The organism is Rhodothermales bacterium (assembly GCA_040221055.1).
Classification (GTDB): Bacteria; Bacteroidota; Rhodothermia; order Rhodothermales; family UBA10348; genus 1-14-0-65-60-17.
Genome location: JAVJVN010000009.1, coordinates 379,475 through 401,445, shown reverse-complemented (window position 1 = coordinate 401,445; position 21,971 = coordinate 379,475). Strand labels below are relative to the sequence as shown.

General features: G+C 61.9%; 13 protein-coding genes. 8 read left to right on the top strand and 5 right to left on the bottom strand.

What is annotated here, in order from left to right; translation table 11 throughout:
* Positions 1-46: 46 nt before the first annotated feature.
* Positions 47-2,608, bottom strand: a complete 2,562-nt coding sequence (gene gyrA / locus RIE53_04320; protein MEQ9103900.1) for a DNA gyrase subunit A — start codon at positions 2,606-2,608, stop codon at positions 47-49.
* Between the two features lie 232 nt (positions 2,609-2,840).
* Here gyrA and RIE53_04315 point away from each other — a divergent pair, with 232 nt between their 5' ends.
* The 6 genes from RIE53_04315 to RIE53_04290 all read left to right on the top strand — a co-directional run bounded on the left by RIE53_04315 (position 2,841) and on the right by RIE53_04290 (position 16,799).
* Complete coding sequence (locus tag RIE53_04315; GenBank protein MEQ9103899.1) at positions 2,841-3,692, top strand: glycerophosphodiester phosphodiesterase family protein; 852 nt, start codon at positions 2,841-2,843, stop codon at positions 3,690-3,692.
* A complete protein-coding gene (locus tag RIE53_04310) occupies positions 3,682-5,958 on the top strand; it encodes a TonB-dependent receptor (GenBank protein MEQ9103898.1) in 2,277 nt (758 codons plus the stop codon). The genes RIE53_04315 and RIE53_04310 overlap by 11 nt, the downstream gene beginning before the upstream one ends.
* Positions 5,959-5,972: 14 nt before the next feature.
* Complete coding sequence (locus RIE53_04305) at positions 5,973-6,893, top strand: DUF4249 family protein (GenBank protein MEQ9103897.1); 921 nt, start codon at positions 5,973-5,975, stop codon at positions 6,891-6,893.
* A 136-nt stretch (positions 6,894-7,029) separates the two neighbouring features.
* Positions 7,030-14,094 (top strand): carboxypeptidase-like regulatory domain-containing protein, encoded by a 7,065-nt coding sequence (locus RIE53_04300; GenBank protein ID MEQ9103896.1) that lies wholly within the window; start codon positions 7,030-7,032, stop codon positions 14,092-14,094.
* Positions 14,095-14,175: 81 nt separating this feature from the next.
* Entirely contained in the window at positions 14,176-15,129 is a 954-nt protein-coding gene (locus RIE53_04295) for a hypothetical protein (GenBank protein MEQ9103895.1), read from the top strand.
* Positions 15,126-16,799, top strand: a complete 1,674-nt coding sequence (locus tag RIE53_04290; protein ID MEQ9103894.1) for a hypothetical protein — start codon at positions 15,126-15,128, stop codon at positions 16,797-16,799. Before RIE53_04295 ends, RIE53_04290 begins: the two co-directional genes overlap by 4 nt.
* Here the strand turns inward: RIE53_04290 and RIE53_04285 are convergent.
* Positions 16,787-17,263, bottom strand: coding sequence for a GAF domain-containing protein (locus RIE53_04285; GenBank protein MEQ9103893.1), 477 nt, complete (start codon positions 17,261-17,263; stop codon positions 16,787-16,789). The two genes, RIE53_04290 and RIE53_04285, sit on opposite strands and share 13 nt — an antisense overlap.
* Positions 17,264-17,425: 162 nt before the next feature.
* Between RIE53_04285 and RIE53_04280 the strand changes: the two genes are divergently transcribed.
* Positions 17,426-17,767, top strand: coding sequence for an LPD29 domain-containing protein (locus RIE53_04280; GenBank protein ID MEQ9103892.1), 342 nt, complete (start codon positions 17,426-17,428; stop codon positions 17,765-17,767).
* Between the two features lie 21 nt (positions 17,768-17,788).
* Here RIE53_04280 and RIE53_04275 read toward each other — a convergent pair whose 3' ends face one another.
* The 3 genes from RIE53_04275 to RIE53_04265 are packed head-to-tail and all read right to left on the bottom strand — an operon-like array spanning position 17,789 to position 19,981.
* Positions 17,789-18,280 carry an N-acetyltransferase family protein gene (locus RIE53_04275; GenBank protein ID MEQ9103891.1) on the bottom strand — a complete coding sequence of 164 codons (492 nt, stop codon included), beginning with the start codon at positions 18,278-18,280 and terminating at the stop codon, positions 17,789-17,791.
* The gene (locus tag RIE53_04270; GenBank protein MEQ9103890.1) at positions 18,277-19,761 is read right to left on the bottom strand and encodes a S8 family serine peptidase; all 1,485 of its coding nucleotides are present in this window, start codon (positions 19,759-19,761) and stop codon (positions 18,277-18,279) included. The genes RIE53_04275 and RIE53_04270 overlap by 4 nt, the downstream gene beginning before the upstream one ends.
* 1 nt (position 19,762) lies before the next feature.
* Complete coding sequence (locus tag RIE53_04265; protein ID MEQ9103889.1) at positions 19,763-19,981, bottom strand: hypothetical protein; 219 nt, start codon at positions 19,979-19,981, stop codon at positions 19,763-19,765.
* Between the two features lie 81 nt (positions 19,982-20,062).
* On the opposite strand from RIE53_04265, the gene dnaG reads away from it, so the two are divergent.
* Positions 20,063-21,970 carry a DNA primase gene (gene dnaG / locus RIE53_04260; GenBank protein MEQ9103888.1) on the top strand — a complete coding sequence of 636 codons (1,908 nt, stop codon included), beginning with the start codon at positions 20,063-20,065 and terminating at the stop codon, positions 21,968-21,970.
* The last annotated feature ends 1 nt before the right edge of the window (position 21,971 follow it).

The window sequence follows — 21,971 nt, the reverse complement described above, 5'->3', positions numbered from 1 at the left end:
CGCCATGGCCTACGCCCTGTCGCCCAAAAAAGTTTGGGGCGGAATATCAGGAGGGTGAATCCGTGTCGGGATCGGCGTCCTCGACATCATCCTCGATGACGATCCGCGTGACATCGGCAATGGAGTCGTCATCCTTCATCTTGATGACGCGGACGCCCTGTGTGTTGCGGCTTATCCGTGAGATGGAAGCAATCTCCATACGGATCATGATGCCCTTGACCGTCGATATCATGAGGTCATTGTGCTCGAATACGCCCTTGAGTGCTACGAGCGGACCCGTCTTGGACGTCGTCTTCATGGTCAGGATGCCCTTCCCGCCACGGGTTTGTACCCGGTACTCGGACAGGGGAGAGCGCTTGCCGTAGCCGTTGGCACTGATGGACAGGATGTCACGGGATTCGTCCTCAATGACCACCATGCCCACGACGCGTTCATTGGACCCCATGGAGATGCCCCGGACACCGCGGGTGTCCCGACCGGTGGAGCGCACATCACTTTCGGGGAATCGGATGGCCTTTCCGCCCGAAGATGCCAGTACGATCTGGGCATCCCCGTTGGTGATGGCTGCATCTATCAACTCATCCCCTTCATCAATCGAAATGGCAATGATGCCGTTCACGCGGGGACGGGAGAAGGCTTCCAGTTGAGTCTTCTTGACCGTGCCGCGCAGCGTGGACATGACCACGAAGTGGTTGTTCAGGTAGTCCTCGTCGCGGAAATGGTCCTTCGCGACCGGAAGCACGGCCCGGATACGGTCGTCGGGACCGATCTGGATGACATTCCGGATGGATCGGCCCTTCGTGGTCCGGGTCCCTTCCGGGATTTCGTAGATGCGAAGCCAATAGCATTGCCCCTGATCCGTGAAGAACAGGAGGTAGTCGTGGTTGTTGCCCACGAACAAGTGTTCGATGAAATCCTCATCGCGCATGGCACTGCCGCGCCGCCCCGTCCCACCACGGCCCTGGGCCTGGTACTCCGACGATGCGGTCCGCTTGATCAGGCCCTGATGCGAAATGGAAACGACCATCTGGTCGTCCTCAATCAGGTCCTCGATGAAAATGTCACCGCCACCCGTGTAGTCGATTTCGGTCCGGCGGGCGTCCGCATATTTCTCGCGCATCTCGAGCAGTTCGCTCTTGATGATGGCCATGCGGACTTCCTTGCTGCCCAGGATTTCCTGGAGGCGCGCGATTTCGGCCAGGACGGCATTGTATTCCTCCTCGATCTTCTGCCGTTCCAGACCCGTGAGCCGGTTCAGGCGCAGTTCCAGGATGGCTTTGGCCTGGATTTCCGACAAGGTGAACAGGGAATTGCCGTGGGTAGGCAGTCCCAGTTTGACCAATTGGTCCGTGGTCAGCTTGGACGGGAAATGACCGGCCATGAGGTTCGCCCGCGCTTCTTCCGTGTCCGCCGAGTGGCGGATGATGGATATCACCGCATCCAGGTTGTCGAGGGCGATGGTCAGGCCTTCCAGCACGTGGGCCCGCTCCTCGGCCTTGCGAAGATCAAAGGTGGTCCGGCGGAACACGACATCATGCCGGTGATCCACATAGTGCCCGATGATTTCCTTCAGGTTCAGGGTCTTCGGACGCCCCTGGACGAGGGCGACCATGTTGACGCCGAAGGTCCACTGCAGCTGCGTGAATTTGAACAGCTGGTTCTGGACGACCATGGGGAGCGCATCTTTCTTGAGCTCGATGACAATGCGCATGCCGTCCCGATCGCTCTCATCCCGCAGGTCGGAGATGCCTTCGATCTTTTTGTCGCGGGCCAACATGGCGATCTTCTCGATCAGCGAGGCCTTGTTGACCTGGTAGGGGATTTCGGTGGCGATCAGGGCATACTTGCCCGGCCGGACTTCCTCTTCATGGATCTTGGCGCGCATGACCACCCGGCCACGACCGGTGTGGTAGGCCTGGCGGACTTCCGTGTGCCCGTAGATGATGCCCCCCGTCGGGAAGTCCGGGGCCGGCATGATGTTGACCAGTTCATCGATGCCCACGTCCGGATTATCGATGTACGCCACGGTGGCATCGATGGCCTCACCGATGTTGTGCGGCGGAATCTTGGTGGCCATGCCGACGGCAATACCGTCGGTGCCGTTGATGAGCAGATTCGGAACGGCCGCAGGGAGGACCGTCGGCTCCTCGAGTGATCCGTCGAAATTCTCCTGGAAATCGACGGTTTCCTTGTTCAGGTCCCGGAGCATGTCCTCGGACAGGCGCATCATGCGGGCTTCTGTATACCGCATGGCGGCCGCCGAATCCCCATCGACCGATCCGAAGTTGCCCTGGCCATCTACAAGAGGGTACCGCATGGAAAACTCCTGTGCCATCCGGACCATCGTGTCATACACGGCGGAATCGCCATGGGGATGGTACTTTCCGAGCACCTCACCGACAATACGGGCGCTCTTTTTGTACGAGGCGCCCGCACTCAGATTCAACTCGTTCATGCCGTAGAGCACCCGCCGATGGACGGGTTTCAGGCCATCCCGGACGTCGGGAAGTGCACGGCTGACAATCACCGACATGGAGTAGTCGATGTAGGAGGACTTCATTTCCTCCTCGATATTGATCGGGATAATGCGGAGTTTATCCTGTTCCATGTGGTTGCGGGGCGACGGGGTCTGGTTGCGGGAAGGGACAGCACTCCAAGATACAAAACCGGGGCCCCGTCTTCCAGTTTTCGCGGTGGCTGAATTGAATCCGTAACCCTATGGGCGCCAGATGCTTATGCTATCAAATGAAACCTTCTTCCAGCACACGCGGAAAACCGCCATTGCGTGCTGTGCCGGTGTGCTCTGCCTGCTGTTCGGATCGGCTTGTGGAGATCCGGTCATGACGCCACTCCGGGTACCGTCCGACTTGGACATCCAGGGCCACAGGGGTGCCCGGGGCCTGTTGCCGGAGAACAGTATTCCTGGCTTTATCCGGGCCCTGGACCTGGGCGTCACGACCCTGGAACTGGACGTGGTGATCTCGGCCGACGGGCAGGTCGTGGTCTCGCATGATCTTGTAATGTCTCCGGTCATCTGCAGGCATCCGGATGGTCGGCCCGTGGAGGATGATGAGGTCATCCGACTGTATGACCTGGACTTCACCGAAATCTCAGGGTACGATTGCGGCTCCCGGGCGCATCCGTCCTTTCCGGACCAGGCGCTCATGTCGGTGGGCAAACCGTTGCTCCGGGACGTCATCAGGGCGGCCGAGCGGCATGCCCGGGACACGGGTCGGGAAGCACCCCGGTACAACGTGGAAACGAAATCCCGACCGGACGGAGACGGCGTCAACCACCCGGATCCAGGGACCTTCGCGGGGTACGTCTTGCTGGTGCTGCAGGGGGAGGGTGCAGCAGAGCGGAGTACATTGCAGTCGTTCGATCCCAGGACGTTGGCCGCTGCCGCGGCTTCCGGCTGGATGCATGACCTGGCCATCCTGGTGGGTGAGGATGAGGCCGCGATCCTGGATGTACCTGACGAGCAATGGAGGGAGCGGCTCGGCTTCCATCCCACCATCCTGAGCCCGAACTGGAAACTGGTCAATGAACGGTTGGTGGCTCGGGCGCATGAACATGGAATGAAAGTCATCCCGTGGACCGTGAACAATCCGTTGGACATGCAACGAATGATGTCGCTGGACGTGGACGGGCTGATTACCGATTATCCCGACCGGATTGTCCATGACCGTTGACTCGTTCCGATTGTTTGTCCTGAAGTCCCTCCTGGTGCTGGCTGTCGCGTCCACGGTTTCGGCGGTCCCTGTCCGCGCTCAGACGACGGCCACGATATCGGGCTTCGTTCGCGATGCGGAGACAAGGGAGACCCTGCTCCTGGCCAATGTCGTCCTGATGGGTACGGGCATCGGCTCGGCGACCAACAACAGCGGATACTATGCGATTACCGGGGTCCGCCCCGGACGCTACATGCTGTCGGTTTCGTACCTCGGATATACGACGTTCAGCAGGGAACTTGACCTCGTTGCCGGACAGGAACTCCGTCTGGACGTGGAATTGTCCCCGGTCGGATTCGAAACCGAAGAGGTCGTCGTGAGCGCCGACCGCGACACCGAGGCCGAACAGCGGCAATTGGGCGCCACGCGCATGAATACCGCGCTCATCAAGGAGCTGCCCACCGTCCTCGAACCGGATGTCTTCCGCTCCCTGCAACTGTTGCCCGGCGTCAAAGCGGCATCCGACTATTCCAGCGGTCTGTATATCCGGGGCGGTTCGCCCGATCAGACCTTGATCCTCCTTGACGGGACGACCGTCTACAATCCCAGCCATTTCTTCGGATTCTTCTCCACGTTCAATCCGGACGCCATCAAGGATGTCCGGTTGTACAAAGGGGCCTATCCGGCGCGTTTCGGAGGACGGATAGGCTCGGTCGTGGATATATACAACAAGGATGGAAACCGCAAGGAGACCAAAGCCACGGCATCCCTTGGCCTGTTGGCGTCCCGCGCCATGGTGGAGGGCCCCCATGGTCGGGGTTCCTGGATGCTCGCGGTGCGTCGTTCGACGCTCGAGCCCCTGTTGTCGTTCGCCCGGTCTCAGGACGTCGAGGGACTTCCGGACATGTTCTATTTCGTGGATGCGAACGGCAAGGTCAACGTGGACGTCAGTGCGAATGATTTCGTGAGCGTCTCTTTCTACGCCGGGCAGGACGTCCTGCGTCTGCCCCTGGCCAACTCGTTCGATGTCGGCCTGCGCTACGGCAACCGGACGGTCAGTGTGAATTGGACGCATCTGTTCTCGGACCGGCTGTTCTCGGACTTCACGGCCACCCGCTCTTCCTATTTTTCAGTTCCGCAATTCAATGCGGCCGGAACCGCCAGTCAACGGGACAACCAGGTGCGGGACTGGTCCGTCAAGGCGGATCTGGAGTATTTTCCCTCCAGCCGACGGACCGTCTCGGGAGGCGTCTGGGCCGGATTGTTTACGCTCCGCCTGAATGACACGTTCGACAGCCAGGACGTGCTGTCCCTGGAGGAAGCATCGCCCTATGTATCGGCATTCGTGGAAGAAAAGCGACGATTGGGTCTGCTCTGGACGGTTACCGGTGGCTTACGGGCCAGTTGGTTTGCCCGTGGGGACTACCTGCGGATTGAACCGCGTCTTTCTGTCGAACGACAATTGGCTCCGGGTCTGTTCGGCCAGCTTGGCTACGGGCGCTACAGCCAATACCTGACGCTCATCTCCAATGAAGCATTCAGTGGATTGGACGTCTGGCTGACGAGCGCGAATGGCGTTCCTCCGGCTTGGGGGGATCAGGTGGTCGCAGGTCTGAAATGGGACTCCGGCCGGGGAATCCGGGTTGAAGGAGAGACCTATTGGCGCACCATGAAGGACCTGTTCCAACTCGATCCGTTCGTGCCCGATGTGGCCGGTCTGGACTACGAGGAGTTCTTCCACTTCGGCGAAGGCTATGCCTACGGCGCAGAACTGTTTGTGGAAAAGCAGGTCGGACGACTGTCGGGTTTCCTCGGATACACGTTCGGGATTACGCGCCGCCGGTTCGAGACGATTGACGAGAACGCCTGGTATGCGCCGAAATATGACCGGACACACGACCTGAACATGACCGCGTCGGTGGATGTGACGCGAAAGTGGCGGTTCACGTCCGTGTTTTCGTACGCCACCGGGCAAGCCTATACGGAACCCGCCTCACAGTACCGCTTGTCCCACTCCCCGTTCACACGGACCAGTGTCGACGTTCTCGTCAGCCCGTTCAACCGGGCCCGATTGCCCGCCTATCACCGCCTGGACATTGGTGCGACCCGACGCGGGAAGGTGTTCGGCGCCGATCTTGAACTGCTGCTGCAGGTGGTCAACGTTTATGCGCGCCGCAATATCTGGTTCTACTTGTTCGAGTTCGAGGATGACGGAACCGTGACCCGCGATGTGGTCCCTCAGATTCCGGTTCCGATTCCCAATATCTCGGTCACGCTGACGCTGTGAGGTGGAATGACGCCATGAAGAATTACGCTGTTGCCTTACTCTTTATCGTACTGCTCGCCGGTTGCGATTCCACACAGCCATCGGACCACGTGGAGGACGTGGTCGTGGAAGCCTACCTGATTGCCGGAGAGCCGCTGCCGGATGTCTGGCTGTCTCGGTCCATTCCCGTGAACGGTGTCTTCGATGCCGACCGGGGCGGTTTTCCGGGCGCTGACGTCCGGATCCATTTATTGGGATCGGATGGGCAGCCCGAATCCACATGGTCCTATGAGGCCGTGTTCGGTGCGGCCGGGCAGTACACGCCTCCTTCATCCGATGCACGGATCCTGCCCGGTCGCAGGTACCGGCTGGAAGCGGTAATTCCGGACCGGGATCCAGTGACGGCAGAGACCACGGTTCCCGGCGATTACCGATTGGTCGAGGTCGGTCCGCTGGAGTTGGCTTACCGACAGGCCGACCAGTTGGAGTTCGTGGTGACGCCCATTGAGCGCGGGAATCGCGCCCCGGTCTACATTTTTTCCATCGAAAGCCTCGACCCGCGGCCATCCAACCTGACCCCGTTGTATCTGGATTTCATCTATGACCTGGGTGACGGGGATCCGGTCGTGGACGAAGAACTCGACCCCTCGGAAATGGACGCCGTGCTGTTCAACAGCTCCCCACCCATCAATGAAGGCAATTACGAACAGCGACCGGACGGTCTGCTGAGTGTACGCCTGCCGTGGTTTGCCGTGGCGTTCTATGGACCGACCCGCGTCATCATGTCGGCCCTGGATGACAACGTGTACGATTTCGTCCGCTACCAGCAGGTCCAGGCCGGAGGTTCAACGCTGTCTCCCGGCGAAATCCCGAATGTCCTGGACCGAGTGGAAAACGGAAGGGGATTGTTCGGCAGTGTGACGCGTGTGGAGGCGACAGTCACCATCCAGCGGTAGCCGCGGGCAGGACCGGAAATGGTGTCCAGACGACCGCACGTCCCGTCGTGGTCCACTCGGAGTTGAAACCCCTAAAAAGCGGGATTCCATCGTACTATACGGGTGTATGAACCCGTTTTTGAATACTCGTTACCGTATGGCTTCCGGAGGACGTCGGCCGTTCGGCCAGGTCGCGTTCGTCGTACTCTTCGTGGTTGTCCAGATGGCGGTCAGCCTGGATGGCATGGCGCAGACCATATCGCTCCGGTCGCCGACGGTCCAACGGGGCGCATCCACGCTCACGACGGCCCTTATCCGGGCATCGGATACGGTCACGTTGAAGTGGGACCGGAACATCCCGGCCAGTCGCTTGAAGATCGGTACCCGGCCCGGTGAGTATGTCTTCCGGAATGTACCCTTGCCTGCCGGGCGGGAGGCCACGTTCACACCGGAGGTCGTAGGATTGCCGGTGGGTGTCTACCATGGCGTGATCACGACGTCATCCGCCAATACACTCGTGGAAATCCAGCTGGATGCCTCGACCGACAATTCGATCGAATATTCCGCCGAATTCCAGTTCGTGGTGGAGTCGCAGACGACGCCCAGGATTGTCGGGCCACGCTCGCAGGTGGCCAGCAGAACGCCCCTCTTTGAATGGGAGCCGGTATCCGGCGTCCCGGCGTATGCCCTGGTCCTTTCGTCTGCCCCGTTCACCATAGGCAGCAACCCGTCCACGGGGGAATTATCCATCGAGGGCATAAACCTCACGTGGGCATTGCTGACCACGGGTACATCGGCACTCTACGGCGAAAAAGCCACGGCGAATCCGGTCATCAGCTTCGAGGCCCAGCCCCTCGTACCGGGTCGGACGTACTACTATACCATCCTGAATGCCTACAGCACGACCGATACGTCGCTGCTGAGCCCGGTGACCGGGACCATCGTTTCCTTCAGTATACAGGATACCGGAGGCCTGCCAGCCGCGGAGCTTATTTCGCCCCGTGGCAATGTGTTGTTCCAGGACCCGGAAGTCATTGATCTGCAGTGGAATGCCGTTCCGGGTGCCACGTCCTACGACGTTTCCGTCTTCGAACGTCAGGTTACCGGTTCGACGACGGCCGATGTTCTTGTGTTTTCGGAACGTACGACGGACCGACGGGTGGCCATGCCCGCCCGGCAGACGCTCCGGTCCGGACGTCATTCGTGGTTCGTCATTGCCAACGACGGCAACGGTGCCGGAAGCGTGAGCGAGACCGCGTTCTTCCGGAACAAGGTTCCGATGGGTACCTTCACATTCCGGACGTCATCCGGACCGGAACGGTCGGATCTGCTGGGGGTCACGGTCACGGTCCGGTCGACGGATGGCGGCTACAGTCCTCCGAATCCGTTGGTGAATGCAACCAGTCTGTCTTATTCGGACAGTCTGCGTGCAGGACGGTATGTATTCCAGGCTCAGAAAGTCGGATTCGCCGACTCGAGTTTCGCCGTCCAAATACGGACGGGTGCCCAGACGGACGTGGACATCAATCTGCGTCAGCTTTCGGCACGGGTTTCGGGTCGGGTAGTCGATGAGGGCGGACAACCGCTGTCGGGTGTCCGCATTGCTGCCAGACATGTGGCCACCAGCCTGGTTCGGACGACTCTTACGACACTGGACGGGGGCTTTTCCCTGGCTTTGGCTCCGGGCACCTATGAGTTCACGGCGACACGGGAGGGCTACCGGCCTTCCACACCCATTGTCCTCACGTTGTCCCGGAATGCATTCATTGTGCTGCCCCAACCCATTCCCCTGGTCGAGGACAACATCCCCGTTTCCGGGCGCGTCTTGACGTCAACCGGCAGCCCCGTTGCCCTGGCAGACGTTTCTGCCCGTTCGGGGACCCAGCGTATCGTGACGACGACGAATGCGGACGGCGTATATACCATGTCCTTGTCGGAGGGTGAATGGACGCTCGAAGCCACGCGTCAAGGGCTCCTTTCATCCGGCTTCCGCAAGCTGACGGTTGCCAGGGGCGACGTCGTCTCCAATTTTGACTTCATCCTTGGAAGCGCATCGGCCAGTCTTTCCGGGACGGTTCTGGTACAATCGGTGGATACGGACGGCGCGATCGTGCAGACGCCGTTGGAGGGGGGGCTCGTCAAGGCTGTTCCGGCATCCGGTACGGTCGTGCAGACGGCCACCGATTCAAAAGGACGATTTTCCATGGACGTGTCCGAGGGGGGATATTCCCTGATGGTGGAAAAGGAAGGGGTAGTGCCCGGACGGCGCCTGGACCTGCACGTCCGGACCGGTGATCGGGTGGCCGACATCCTGCTGATGGTCGATCGAGCGACTGCTGTCGTGGAAGGTCGGGTCATTTCAACGTCCGGACAAGGTTTGACTGACCTGACGGTGGTTTCCTCATCGGGCGCCCATACCCGGACCACGTCCGGAGGGGGATTCCGGCTGCAGACGGATCCCGGACCGCAGGTCCTCCGGGTGGAAGGGCATTCCCGCTTCCTGCCGCGCACACTGCATGTATCGCTGGAGGAAGATCGCGTTGCACGCGTACCGGACATGGTTCTCGGCCCCAATGCGCTGAGGCTTGTCGGCCACGTCCGGTCGAATGACGGCCCGGCAGCCATGGTCCCAGTCCAGGCGGTAGCAGCCGCCGACACGTTCCGGACCGTATCGCTCTCGGACGGGGCTTTTGCGCTCGCGCTTCCCCCGGGACAATGGGAATTGCGGGCGGCGTCACCGCTGTACGGGACGTCGGAAGCGGTCGTGGTAAATGGGGCCGGGGGCCAAACGATCTCCGATCTGCGGTTGGCGCTGCCCGGCCAGGTTCGCATTTTTTCCGGGCATGTCCTGTCCGGCCCCCGGCCCGTCATGTTGGCATCGGTCCGTGTTGCGACGCCCCATGGAACGCTGCAGACGCAAAGCCGGTCGGATGGTTTTTTCTCCATGCTGGTTCCGGACGGCAAGGATCTCCAAGCAGAAACGTTGGCCGACGGTTTCCTGCGGGACGTGCGGCTGGTCTCGCTTGCCTCCACGGCCAAGGAAGTCATTGATCTCGTGCCCCACGCCGCCGTTCTCGGGGGGCGGGTGGTCGATCGCTCCGGTCGTGGCGTCCGGGACGCCACGATCCGGATTTCATCGACCACCCGCCCGGACACCGTCATCGTTCCGGATGGATTGGGAGAATTCCGGGTGGGACTCCCGCCCGGGTCGCTGGATATCGAGGTCGACGGTCCCGGATGGTTGCAAGCCTCCAGATCCGTGGATCTGGAGGCGGGTCAAACCAGGACCATTGCGCCGATTGTCCTGACGCGGACGGATGGATCGCTCATCGTGGACATCCGGACCGACGACAACGAGCCCTTTGACGGCGCGCGCATCCGGGCCGTCGGACACACCACCCGCGAGCGGACCACGGCTTCCAACGGGCAGGCGTCCATCGGGGGATTGGCGGCAGGAACCTGGTCTGTGACGGTGGAAGCAGCCGGGTACCGGACGGAGACGGGACAGGTCACCGTGCAGGCCGGGGAGGCGTCGGAAATCTCGTTTGTCATGAGCCCCCACGCCGGCAGCGTCGGTGGGCGCGTCACCGGAACCGATGGCACGCCCGTGCGGGGCGCCACCGTGACGTTGGACCAGGGGACGGAGCGGTTCCTGACAGAAACGGATGCCGATGGCACGTTCGGCCTTGCATCGGTTCCGCCCGGATCATGGACGCTTCACGTGTTCCGCGACGGGTATGCCACGTTCACGGAGGCCGCCATTCAGGTGGATTCGACCGGCGTGGACCGTTCCATTGTCCTGACGCCGTTTTCGGGCAGCCTGGCTGCTCTCGTGATTGATGCATCGAGTTCCGACGGAGTGTGGAACGCCCAAGTCGAGGTGCGGAGTTCATTGGGCATGTCAACGGCCCTTTCAGGGGCCGATGGGCGCGTTCAGTTGGGCGGGCTTCCTGACGGCCCGGCCGTCATCCGTACGACGCATCCCTCCTACAACGCAGCAGAACAGCAGGTGACGATTCCCATCCAGGATGAAGCCCAGATCACCGCGGTCCTCCGGCCGCTGCAGGCCGGTCTCACAGGAAGAGTGGTCTCGGATGCCGGCACACCGCTGCCGTTCAGCACGACGGTCGTCGTCGAAACCGCTACCACCCGCCGGGAAGTCCAAACGGACGCCGACGGTGCTTGGGCCGTGGACCGACTTCCCGAAGCCGTGCCCATCCGGGTCCTGACCCGAACGGGGCGGCCGGGATATACGGATGCGTCGCTGACCCTGACCATCCCGCCCGGAACGGTCCAGGTCCCGGTGGCCGATCTGGTTGTTCAACAACGGAATGCCACAATATCCGGATTCGTACAACTGGAAGAGGTCACCGTGGACGTGGCGAACGGGCGACTGGAGGCCCGGACCCTGAGTCTCTCGGACGGATCGTTCCGCCTGGACGGTTTGCCCGCAGGCACGTGGCGCGTCGTTCCTTCAAAGCCTGGATACACCTTCACACCGACGGAGCGAACCGTAGAAACCGGACGTTCCGGAACGGTATCGGCCTCCTTCGTTCCTGCGTCGGATATCGCCGCAGTGGAAATCCGCATTCGCGACGAGGCAGGTCTCCCCATTGAGGATGTCCCCCTCTCCATTACCAGTCTGGATCGTCGCATAGAGCGGCAGGCCGAGACCGGTGTCGGGGGGGTGGTCACGCCCGCCGGACTTCCGGGTGGTTTCGTATACCGGGTGGAGCCGGCAGAACCGCTGGCCCGGTTCGAGCCTCCATCCGCCCTGGTGGACGTGCAGACGGCCAGGCAAGCGACGGTCTCGTTCGTGCGGGTACCGGCAACGGCCCGGCTCTCCGGGCCCTTGCGCGACGAAGCGGGCACTACGGTGTTGAACGCTATTGTGGAGCTGTTCGACGACCGGGGCGATCTCGTCCAGACCCTGTCGACGGGCACCGGTTTGTTTTCATTGGGTCCGGTGCCTGCCGGTGCATATGTTTTACGCATACGAAGCTCAGGTCACCTGGATGTTGAGCGTTCCGTTGTCCTGGTGGCCGGGGCCGAACAGGTGTTGAACAACATCATCCTTTTCCGGCGGAACGTGCGTATTTCGGGGCGGGTCCTGCGGGCCGGAATGCCAGTGGAGGGGCAGGTAGTTGCCTTGCCGGGCATCGGGACTGCCGTGGTCCGGACGGGCATGGACGGGCGTTTCGCCATTCCGGACGTGCCGCTGGGATTGGCCGGCTCGGTGGTATTGGAACTGGTCATTCCACGATCCGGGCAGCCGGATGTCCGGCGGAATGTGGTGGTCGGCGAGTCGGATATCCAGACCGGCGTGGTCGTGCCGGATATCGTGCTGTCTTCGGGTCAGATCCGGATCCGTGCAACGCGGAACGGGCAACCCCTTGCGGGACTGCAACTTGCGGTCGGCGGTCCATCGCTCGCCCGATTGGATCTGGTAACCGACGCGTCGGGCTCTGCCGCGACACCCCGCCGTCTGGACGCAGGCGCCTACGCCATCACCACGTTGGCCGATACGTTGCTTCGGCCGGTTCCGTCTCCGGATGTACGGATTCCCACCGACACCAGCACCGTACAGATGGCGCTCGAGCTTCCGTACACGCATACGCCTGTCCCTGAGTCCGTCACGAGTATCGACAGCCTGGTGTTCCGGATCCGTGGTGTTCCGCGTCCCGGGGACCGGGCCTACCTGTTGATGAACGGCCAGGCCGTCGGCATCGCAATGACACCGGATGCGTCGGGATGGCACCTGGAACGTCCGCCTCCGGGTCCGGCGGCGTTCACTTATCGCCTGGAGGTGGCGGATTCCACGGGCCGCGTCGCCTACGCATCGCCGGACCATGAACGGGTGCCGCAGGTGGCCGGTCGCCTGGCCACCATCCGCCTGGAGCCCGATGTGTCGGGTCGGGTCCTCCGTCTGGGAGGGACCTACCGTACCCTCCTCGTGGTCCGGGATGAAACCGGACGGGACCTGGATTCCAGATTTCTTCCTGGATTGCCCGGCGCATCGGTCACCTGGAGCGCGGATGGACCCGCCGTGCAGGTTCAGCCCGATCCGGCAACGAGTGGCCTGTCCAGCGTACTCGTGGCATCGGCCATCGGGGAATCGCAGCTGGACGTACGGGTCCGGGTGGATGGCGTGGAGAGGCATTTGACGGTGCCGGTCGAAGTCAAGGATGTGACCGTGACCGACGTAGCCGTCAATGTGGACCGGCAACGCGTTTTCAACGACGGAGGGCGCGTCCAATTCACGGTGGCTGGAAAGGCCTCGTCCGGAGAGGACATCCTACTGGGCTCCGGATTCGGAATCCGGTTGGAGCCCGAAGGCGTGGGCACATTGGTCGGAAATACACTTCAGATGAATGCACCGGACTTCATTGGTCCGCTGACGGTCATGGTGAAAGACAATGAGTCGGGCCTGGAACGGGCGGTGGAATTGTCCGCTTTTGCCCGGGTCGACAACCGGTCGTCCATGGATTTCAGGGATCGGGAAGATGTGCGATTCCAGGTGCCACGGTACGCCTTTACGGAAGCGGGGGAATTGAGCTTGCGTCGGGATGCGGTTCCGGCCGGAAAACGGTTTGCCAACGGGGCCTCGGCCGTGCCGACGGCTCCGGCGGTCTCGGTGGCGGACAGGAGTGTGCGCTTCCTGTTCCGGAGCGAACGGGCATTGATCGGCGATTCACTCGCCGTGCCGGCGACGCTCAGCCTGTCGAACCGGTCCGGGCTTCGATTGCAGGAAGGGGCGGGCGAGATTGTCCGTTTCGACGACCGGAACCTGAAATGGTCCAGGCTGCCGTCGGAGGACACAGGATTCCAGGTCCGCTCGGATGATGTGACCCGTCTGGGGGAATATGCGATCGCGGTTTCGTCGCGGCCACTGGCCATCCGGCATGCGGCTCTCCTGCCCACACCGTTCTCGCCCCAGGATGGCAGCATGCGCATAGGATATCTCCTCGAATCCACGTCGCCGCCGGCAAGCGTCTCCATTTACATTGTGAACCTGCGTGGCGAGCGGATCCGCACGCTGTTGTCCCGTACTCCGCAGTGGCCGGGTCGGTACGGTTCGGATTCCGGATTGCTGCGCGTGGAGTGGGATGGACGGACCGATTCCGGCAAATGGGCGAGAAATGGACGTTACCTGGTATACATCGAAGCCGAGGATGACTCCGGGACAGCCCGGGAAGTCCTTCAGGCCGTCCTGGTCAAATAACGCATGCACGCATCGTCCACATATCCATCACTGCATTCAGGACCGTCCCCGCAAAGGCGGTCGGGGATGGGTAAACGGCTCATGCTCTTGGTGCTCATAGGGCTCATGCCATCAGGGCTCCTTGTGGGGCAGACGTCCCGTCAGGCCGGGGGATTCGTGGAAGTGGGTCTGGATGCATCGATTGCGGGTGTCGGATACGCGGGTGCCGGATCGGCGACCGGCGTCCGCGCGCTGGCATTCAATGTCGCCGGTCTGGCGCATGCCACATCGCTGGAACTCATGTTGTCCCACGTGGATCAGTTGGAGCAGGTTGCCTACGATCACCTGGCCGTGGCGGTCCCGTTCATTCGCGGCACGTCCGTGATCGGCGGTGCCGTGTCGGTCAGTGGGGACGATGCCTATACGGAATGGACGGCCCAGTTGGCCTATGCGCATCGGATGGCGTGGCTGACCGTCGGGGTGGGGGGGCGGTACCGTCGTGCATCCTACGGACGCAACGTACTGAATCCGGCCGACCTGACTGTCTTCGATCCGGACGAGATCGCGGACGGGATGGCCAGGAAAGTGTGGGGCGATGCCCGGGGATGGGGCCTGGATGCCGGAGTGGCGGTGCAAGCGCACAGGGACATCCGCATGGCATGGACCTTGCGCAATGTCGCGGCGCCCGTCGAGTGGGTTGCGACCAGCGGGGTGCGCGAGCGTGCATCGAGCACGGAACATGTCCCGGCAGACATGGACGTGTCCGTCAGCTATACACCGTCCGATTGGTTCACCTTCCATGCAGCCTGGGCCCCGGCCATGGACCGGGATGTGGCCGCCCGCTATGGCTTCGGTGCGGGCATCCGACCGGTCCGGGTCCTGGAGTTGCGTGCGGGTCGACAGCTGCTGCACGATGGCTACCGGAACGAATCCACGACCCTCGGCTTCGGATTGCGTGCCGATGATGTCTGGGGTGTGGGACTGCGCATGGACTATGCGTGGGTCTCTTCCGATCTGGCCGTTTCCCAGTTGTTCACCCTGGTGGTGGCGCCATGAAGAATATCCGCCTCTCCTGCCTCCTGGCCCTCAGCATGGTCGTCGTCGGGACGAGCATGGCACAGAGCTCCGATTTCCAGGCCACACGCTGGAACGGAGGTGAGTTGCAGTCGACCCTGCGCACCGGCGTAAACGTATCCGGTGCGGGAGTGTCCCGGTCCACCCTCGGCTCACTCCACGCCGCGTACGGGCCCTTCGATGCCGCATCGGTTTTCGGGAATCCGTCTGCCCTGGCCTTCGTCGACATTCCTCAGATGGCCATTGATTTCCGGCTGCCCATGGCCAACGGCACCTTCGGCGTCGGTCCCCGATCGCTGCTGTCCACGGGCCGGATCCGGCGAACGACGGACGGCCTCCTGGAGGACTTGTCCTACAATACCGGCAGCGCGCCCGTGTATACGCGGGCAGATCGCATCCAGGCCGGGCAACCCCGCCAACTGTCTTCTTTTTCAGCGTCGTATCCCTTCGATGAATATGCTGTCGTCGCGGTAGGATTCCGTCAGCCCATGCTCATGGAGGCGGCGCTGGCTGCCCGGGGCAATGAATTGCTTCTGCAGGGCGTGCAGGATGACGGATCGACTGCAACCCGGATTGACATCAACGCCGCGCTGAACGTGGATGCCGGTGTGGAGGTGTCGCTTCGCGAAATGGCGTTCGGAGCGGGCGGACTGCTGGACCACTATGCGTTCGGAAGCATCTGGTGGGGTGGCTCGGCGTATCGCACGCACGCTTCAGTGGGCCTTTCCATGCACATGCTGCCTCAGGCAGCCATTGCCCTGGGTGGAGGGGATCCGGTCTACTTCAACAATCCCGACGACCCGAATCTGGACCGTTCGGCGGGAGAGACGAACGATTTCTTCTGGAATGTCACCGGTGCGTACGCCGGTGCGGGCTGGGGATTCCGGGGAGGGCTCGTGTATCGTCCCTATTCCCAACGATGGGGAGCAACGCTGACCCTGAACCTGGCACCCCGCCTGGACATGGTGGATCGGGGGGCGTTCGCCGAAGGATTCCTTCCGGCATTCCTGGACATCCGTGGAGCCACGAACGATCCCTTCCAGCCGGAAATGTTCGATGTGGAAGCGGTGGATCTGTCCCGTCCGAACGTGACGACCCGCACGCGCGATGCCATGGGTTCGACGATGCGGATACGGCTTCCGTCGTCCCTCGCGCTGGGTTTGGACCGGGTCATGGGTCGTCACCGGATATCGTTGAACGCCATCCGGTACGAAGGCGAACTCGCGGGGAGCGGGATGTATGGCATCCGGGACGGGCAGTTGCAGCCGTATGTGATCGGGAAGCGGACCACGTGGGGTGGCAAGGTTGCGTTGGATCTGGCGCGACCGCGTGCCTGGATCCTGGCCCTTCCGCTCCGGCTCATCACGCTGGACGTGGACGGGGTCCTCATGGAATTGCTCCCCGGTACGTCGTTCGACCAGCCCCGGTATCGCTTCAGCGGAGGATTCGTAACGGGACCCGCCCGAACAACGGGGATCGACAATTCATTCGCCGATGATCTGTCCCGGTGGATTGGTGGCACTCTGCCCATGTCCCTCGGCGTTGCCCGTACGTATACCCTCTTCAACTCCGTTCATGTGGGCGTGAACGTGTACAGTGTGCCGGACCTGCTGTTCAGGTTCACGATTTCGGCGGGTGGCTATCCGTTCTGACGGGACGCGCTCCCGAGCCAGGCACACAGGGACTCCAGCGCTTCCTGGTCCGTTCCGTCAAACGCGGCGGGCCAGTCGGAATCGACATCCAGCACCGCAATCACCTCTCCTGAATTCGTAACCACAGGGGTTACAATTTCGGATCGGGTCGTGGACGAGCAGGCAATGTGCCCTGGAAACGAATCCACATCGTCCAGCCGGATGGTGCGCTTTTCCAGCGCGGAAGTACCACACACGCCCCTTCCGAATGCAATGTCCACACATCCGTGACCGCCCTGGTACGGGCCGACCTGGAGGTGCCCGGGCCGGACCACCCGGTAAAAGCCGGTCCAGTGGAAGTGTTCGAACGCCGCGTGCAGCTCGCAACAGACCGTTGACAGCGTGGCTATCCAGTCGGTGTCGTCCTGTACAATGGCTTCAATGCGTTGCCGCACATCCTTGTAGATCTGCTGTTTGTCACTCATGCCCGTCGTGGGGTTGTATGGGTGGTTCAGAACGGCAGTGATCGCCGGCGGATCCCGGGAGGATCGGTCCATTCGAACAGGACGTCGACCGCGAATACCGGGTTTTCAGTCGTACTCTAATGGCAGCAAGCAACGTTCCATTTCCGAGTTCAGAGACGACCCATGGAGACCGTACTGGTACCCGCCGCAGACGCGGTTGAACAGATTCAGGCCGCTCTTCAGGCCCATTTCCCTTCGGCCGTATTTGCCGTACGCCTGGAGGACCCGCTGCTGCATCAACAGGATGTACGGGGCGTGGACGTGATCTGGGTGGACGGGCCTACCCGCGACCAGGTGGAGGACGTTCTGGATCGATTCCAGGGTGTCCGTTGGGATCCCCGGACCGGTGAGTTGGACAGTCGATCACACTACATGGTGTCTGCCGAAGGCCGTCTGGTCCAGGTGTTCTACAACGTCGACTACATCTTCTGCGACGGTCCCTGCACGGCCATCCTCGAGCCGTAGGATCCACCGGTTCCGTCGGTCTCAATCCAACAGGCACTGCATGATGGCGACATCCCGCCACACGCCGTCGACGAGCCCGATTTCGCGCTGAATACCGACGAGTTCGAATCCGTTTTTCCGATGCATGGCCAGGCTGTGGGCATTGTCTGCCCAGATTTTGACGGCCACGTGATGGTATCCCGCCGATCGGCAGAACCCGAACAGGGCCTGCTGGATCCGGGATCCGATGCCCCGGGATGTCCAGTCCGGGTCAAGGTAGACGGACGTTTCGCAGGCTACGCGGTAGCCGACGCGGTCCGACCACGCCTTCACGATGCCCCAGCCCACGACGCCTGTATGGTCATCCACGGCCACGAGGACGGTTTCCCGGGATCCCAGCGCGTCCAGACGCGCCGCCATGGTGTTGCCCGAAACCGGCTCTGTTTCCATCGTACTGTTTCGGGCCAGGATGGCGTGCGAATAGATACCGGCAATCCGTTCGGCGTCGGCCGTCACGGCCGTCCGGATGATCATTGATGCCCACCCAGCAGCTCCAGGATGGCCTGCTCGGCATCCATGAGCCGTCCAATCCGGGGTGTATCCGGCACGTCCTGTCCGGTCGAGTGCAGCAGGGACCATGCATCCGCCGCCGAAAGATCGGGCTGCAAGGCGCGCATGACTCCGATCATGCCGCTGACCACGGGAGTGGACATGGATGTGCCGCTCATGGTGACGTATCCCCCGTTCGCTTTCAGGGAGAGCATGTTGACACCGGGTGCCGTAATCGGCATGGCCAGCGTCGGTGTGGTATTCGAAAAAGATGCCTTCCGCAGTTGCTCATCCACCGCGGTGACCACGATGACGCCGTCGATATTGGAGGGGATATGTGTCCGGGCATCTTCATTGGCATTGCCGGCCGATGCCACGACGATGACCCCGGAACGAAGGGCCCAGGAGACGGCATCGGCCACGACTTTCGGGGTGGCGGGCACTTTTGCCCCGAGGCTCATGGAAATGACGTCCACGCCGTCTTCTGTGGCATCCACGATGGCCTGGGCAATCAATTCCAACGTGCCCGATCCGTTCGATTCCAGCGCCTTGTAGCCGACCACCTCCACGAACCTGCCCTCCCAGTTCAGGCTTGCCATGCCGATTCCGTTGTTGGTGACGGCACCGGCCAGACCGGCCACATGCGAACCGTGACCGTGTTCGTCCGTGGCCGCCGGCGAGGACGAGAAGCTGCCTGCGAGATCCTCATGCCCGCCGTCCACACCGGTGTCGAGGACGGCTACGATGGCCCGACGTCCGGGCTCGATCGATGCGAGTACGGCATGGGCGTCGTGGCCCCGGATGGCGTGCAATCCCCATTGCTCGTTCACAAGCGGATCGTTCTCCAGGATGCGCCCTGCTCTGTACGGGGTGGAAACCGGAGGGGCGGCGGATACCGGGTCCAGGAAATCCAGACGTCTATTCGGCTCCAGGTGATCCACGTTCTCCACGTCCTGTGTCAGGATGCGCCGGGCACGCCAGAGGGACCAGGCGGTGCCCCGGAGGACATGGACCTGGGAAAGATCTTCATTCTCGGCAAGGGAAACCGACGGGAAGGCCTGTTCCGCAGTCACGCCATACCGGTCGAGAACCGGCTGGATTTCGGCCAGGGTATCGTCCGGGCCCAACTCCACGAGCCATTCCACGCGGAACGCATCGTTCAGTCGACCGGCCGCCAGCGCGAAAACAACAAAAGCCAGCAACGAACCTCCCACAAAGAACCAGGCACGTGCCGCTTCCGGTGCTCGACGCAGCAGGCCGGCCAGGATCAGACAACCAAGGCCATATTCGCTCGCTGTGGTCACGAAGAACATCAGGCTCCACTCGAAGCGGAGTACATGGATGACCACGGACGCAGCCAACGCGATCAGTCCGAAGGCCATGAGCGGTGCCGACCGTTCCCGCCCGGAAATGGCGCGTCCCATGAGAAGAAACGCCGAAAGGGTGATGATGCCGGAAGCCATCATGTCAGTCGGGGAAGTCCAGTCGGTCCACGTGGATGTACGTGCCCCACATGGTAACGCCCAGTACGTTCGCGGGGCGAACCGTTGCCCGGACCGGTCGTTTTTCCCGCCGCCATTCAGGCGGGAGAGGCTCTACGGGTACGTAGCGGGCGCCGTCTTCGGCAACAATTCCCCAGAACCCGCCTTCGATGTCCTGGTACGTGATGTGGCCTGTTATGGTCATGGTTTTGGCGTGTCCGTTGGGTACCTTGTTTTCCGGCTACGGCAGTCCCAGGCCGGGGTTTCAGACGGCAACAGAATGAGCATGATTCCGGAGACATCGATTGAGGAAGTTCGTTCGCTCACGGATATCGTGGACGTGGTTTCCGACTATGTCCGTCTGAAAAAACGGGGGTCCAATTTCATCGGTCTTTGTCCGTTCCATTCGGAAAAGACCCCTTCGTTCAACGTAAATCCGTCCCTGAACATCTTCAAGTGTTTCGGATGTGGTGAGGGCGGCGACGTCTTCCGGTTCGTGGAGCGTACCGAAGGCCTCTCGTTTCCGGAGGCCGTGCGGCTCCTGGCGGACCGGGCGGGTGTCAGCCTTCCGGAGGACGATGTTCCGGACGACACGGCATCGGAAACCGAGGCGGTCCATCATGCGCTTCGCTTCGCTGCCCGATTCTTCCATGACCGGCTGACCAAGGGGGACGATGCAAAAGATGCGCGTGATTACCTGAAATCACGGGGATTCACGGCCGCATCCATTCGCACCTTCGGAATCGGGTACGCACCGGATTCCTGGGATGCGCTCCTGGAGGCCGCCACCGCTGCAGGCATCCGCTCCGATTTCCTCGAGCAGGCCGGCTTGATTGTCCCGCGCAAGGATGGATCGGGTCACTATGACCGGTACCGCCACCGATTGATCTTCCCCATTTTCAGCCATGTGGGCAAGGTACTGGGCTTTGGCGGACGCATCCTCCGGGCGGACGATGAACCGAAGTACATCAATTCGCCGGAAACCCGCGTTTACAACAAAAGCCGGGTCCTCTATGGGCTGTACCATGGCAAGAACGCCCTGCGTTCGCGGGAAGAGGCCATTCTGGTGGAGGGGTATACGGATGTGGTGTCGCTGTACCAGGCAGGAACACACCATGTGGTGGCCTCCAGCGGGACCGCCCTTACCGTGGACCAGATCGCGCTCCTCGGACGATACGTCAAGACCCTGGTGCTGCTCTACGATGCCGATCAGGCCGGGCTCCGGGCTACCTTGCGGGGCATAGACCTGGTCCTGGCCGCCGGGCTCGTGCCGTACGCGGTGCAACTGCCGGATGGCGAGGATCCGGATTCGTACGTGCAGCGCCACGGCAGCGCGGCATTCGAAGCCTACCTGAAGGAAAACCGCGTCCACTTCGTGGATTTCGTGCTTCAGAACGCCCGGGCGGCGGGAAGCATGGACTCGCCGGAAGGGCAGGCCCGGGTGCAGCGTACCATCCTGCAGTCGATCTCCGCCATTCCGGATCCACTCATGCAGGAGTCGTATCTGCGGGTGGCTTCGGAACGCCTGGGCATTCCGGATATGCAGTTGCGACCCATCCTGGAGGACATGAAAGCAGGGGACCGGCGGTCCCGGCAACGGTCCGCGGAGCGCGCTGTGCTTCGCGAGGCGGCAAGCCCGGCACCGTTGGATCCCGAGCATTCTGCCCGTTCTGCGAGCCCGGATGAGCCGGAAATGCCTGGCGCGGAGCCCATTCCGGCAGAAAAATTATTGCATTTCCTCATGTTGCAGGGGGGGCTGCCGTTGGTGGAGTTCATTCTCGGGCACATGGCCGTGGAGGAATTCACGCCGGGTCCGAGCCGGGCGTTGGCCCAGGAACTGGTCCGCCAATTCGAAGCCGGACGCATTGATCGCAAGGCCCTGGCACGGGGTCAGGCGGGCACGGGGGTCCAGCGTCTGGTGGCTGAGGTTTTGACACAGACGGATGAACCCAGCGAAAACTGGCTGCGGATGAAGAATATTTCCGTCCCGAGCCTGACGGACCACTCGCATGAGGCCGCGGCGTCAGCCATGGCAATCGTGAAACTTCGCAGGGTGGATGTGGAACTGCGCAAGGTGGCAACGAAGTTGTACAAGACACAGCAATCCGGACAGGACGCCCGGGAACTGCTGCAAACCCAAATGCAACTGCAGAAACTGCGTCGAAGCATAGAAGACAGAGCGTTCATCGACTGAG

Coding starts and splice junctions, on each gene's coding strand:
- gyrA (MEQ9103900.1), bottom strand. CDS start 2,608: ATGGAACAGGATAAACTCCGCATTATCCCGATCAATATCGAGGAGGAA.
- RIE53_04315 (MEQ9103899.1), top strand. CDS start 2,841: ATGACGCCACTCCGGGTACCGTCCGACTTGGACATCCAGGGCCACAGG.
- RIE53_04310 (MEQ9103898.1), top strand. CDS start 3,682: ATGACCGTTGACTCGTTCCGATTGTTTGTCCTGAAGTCCCTCCTGGTG.
- RIE53_04305 (MEQ9103897.1), top strand. CDS start 5,973: ATGAAGAATTACGCTGTTGCCTTACTCTTTATCGTACTGCTCGCCGGT.
- RIE53_04300 (MEQ9103896.1), top strand. CDS start 7,030: ATGGCTTCCGGAGGACGTCGGCCGTTCGGCCAGGTCGCGTTCGTCGTA.
- RIE53_04295 (MEQ9103895.1), top strand. CDS start 14,176: ATGCTCTTGGTGCTCATAGGGCTCATGCCATCAGGGCTCCTTGTGGGG.
- RIE53_04290 (MEQ9103894.1), top strand. CDS start 15,126: ATGAAGAATATCCGCCTCTCCTGCCTCCTGGCCCTCAGCATGGTCGTC.
- RIE53_04285 (MEQ9103893.1), bottom strand. CDS start 17,263: ATGAGTGACAAACAGCAGATCTACAAGGATGTGCGGCAACGCATTGAA.
- RIE53_04280 (MEQ9103892.1), top strand. CDS start 17,426: ATGGAGACCGTACTGGTACCCGCCGCAGACGCGGTTGAACAGATTCAG.
- RIE53_04275 (MEQ9103891.1), bottom strand. CDS start 18,280: ATGATCATCCGGACGGCCGTGACGGCCGACGCCGAACGGATTGCCGGT.
- RIE53_04270 (MEQ9103890.1), bottom strand. CDS start 19,761: ATGATGGCTTCCGGCATCATCACCCTTTCGGCGTTTCTTCTCATGGGA.
- RIE53_04265 (MEQ9103889.1), bottom strand. CDS start 19,981: ATGACCATAACAGGCCACATCACGTACCAGGACATCGAAGGCGGGTTC.
- dnaG (MEQ9103888.1), top strand. CDS start 20,063: ATGATTCCGGAGACATCGATTGAGGAAGTTCGTTCGCTCACGGATATC.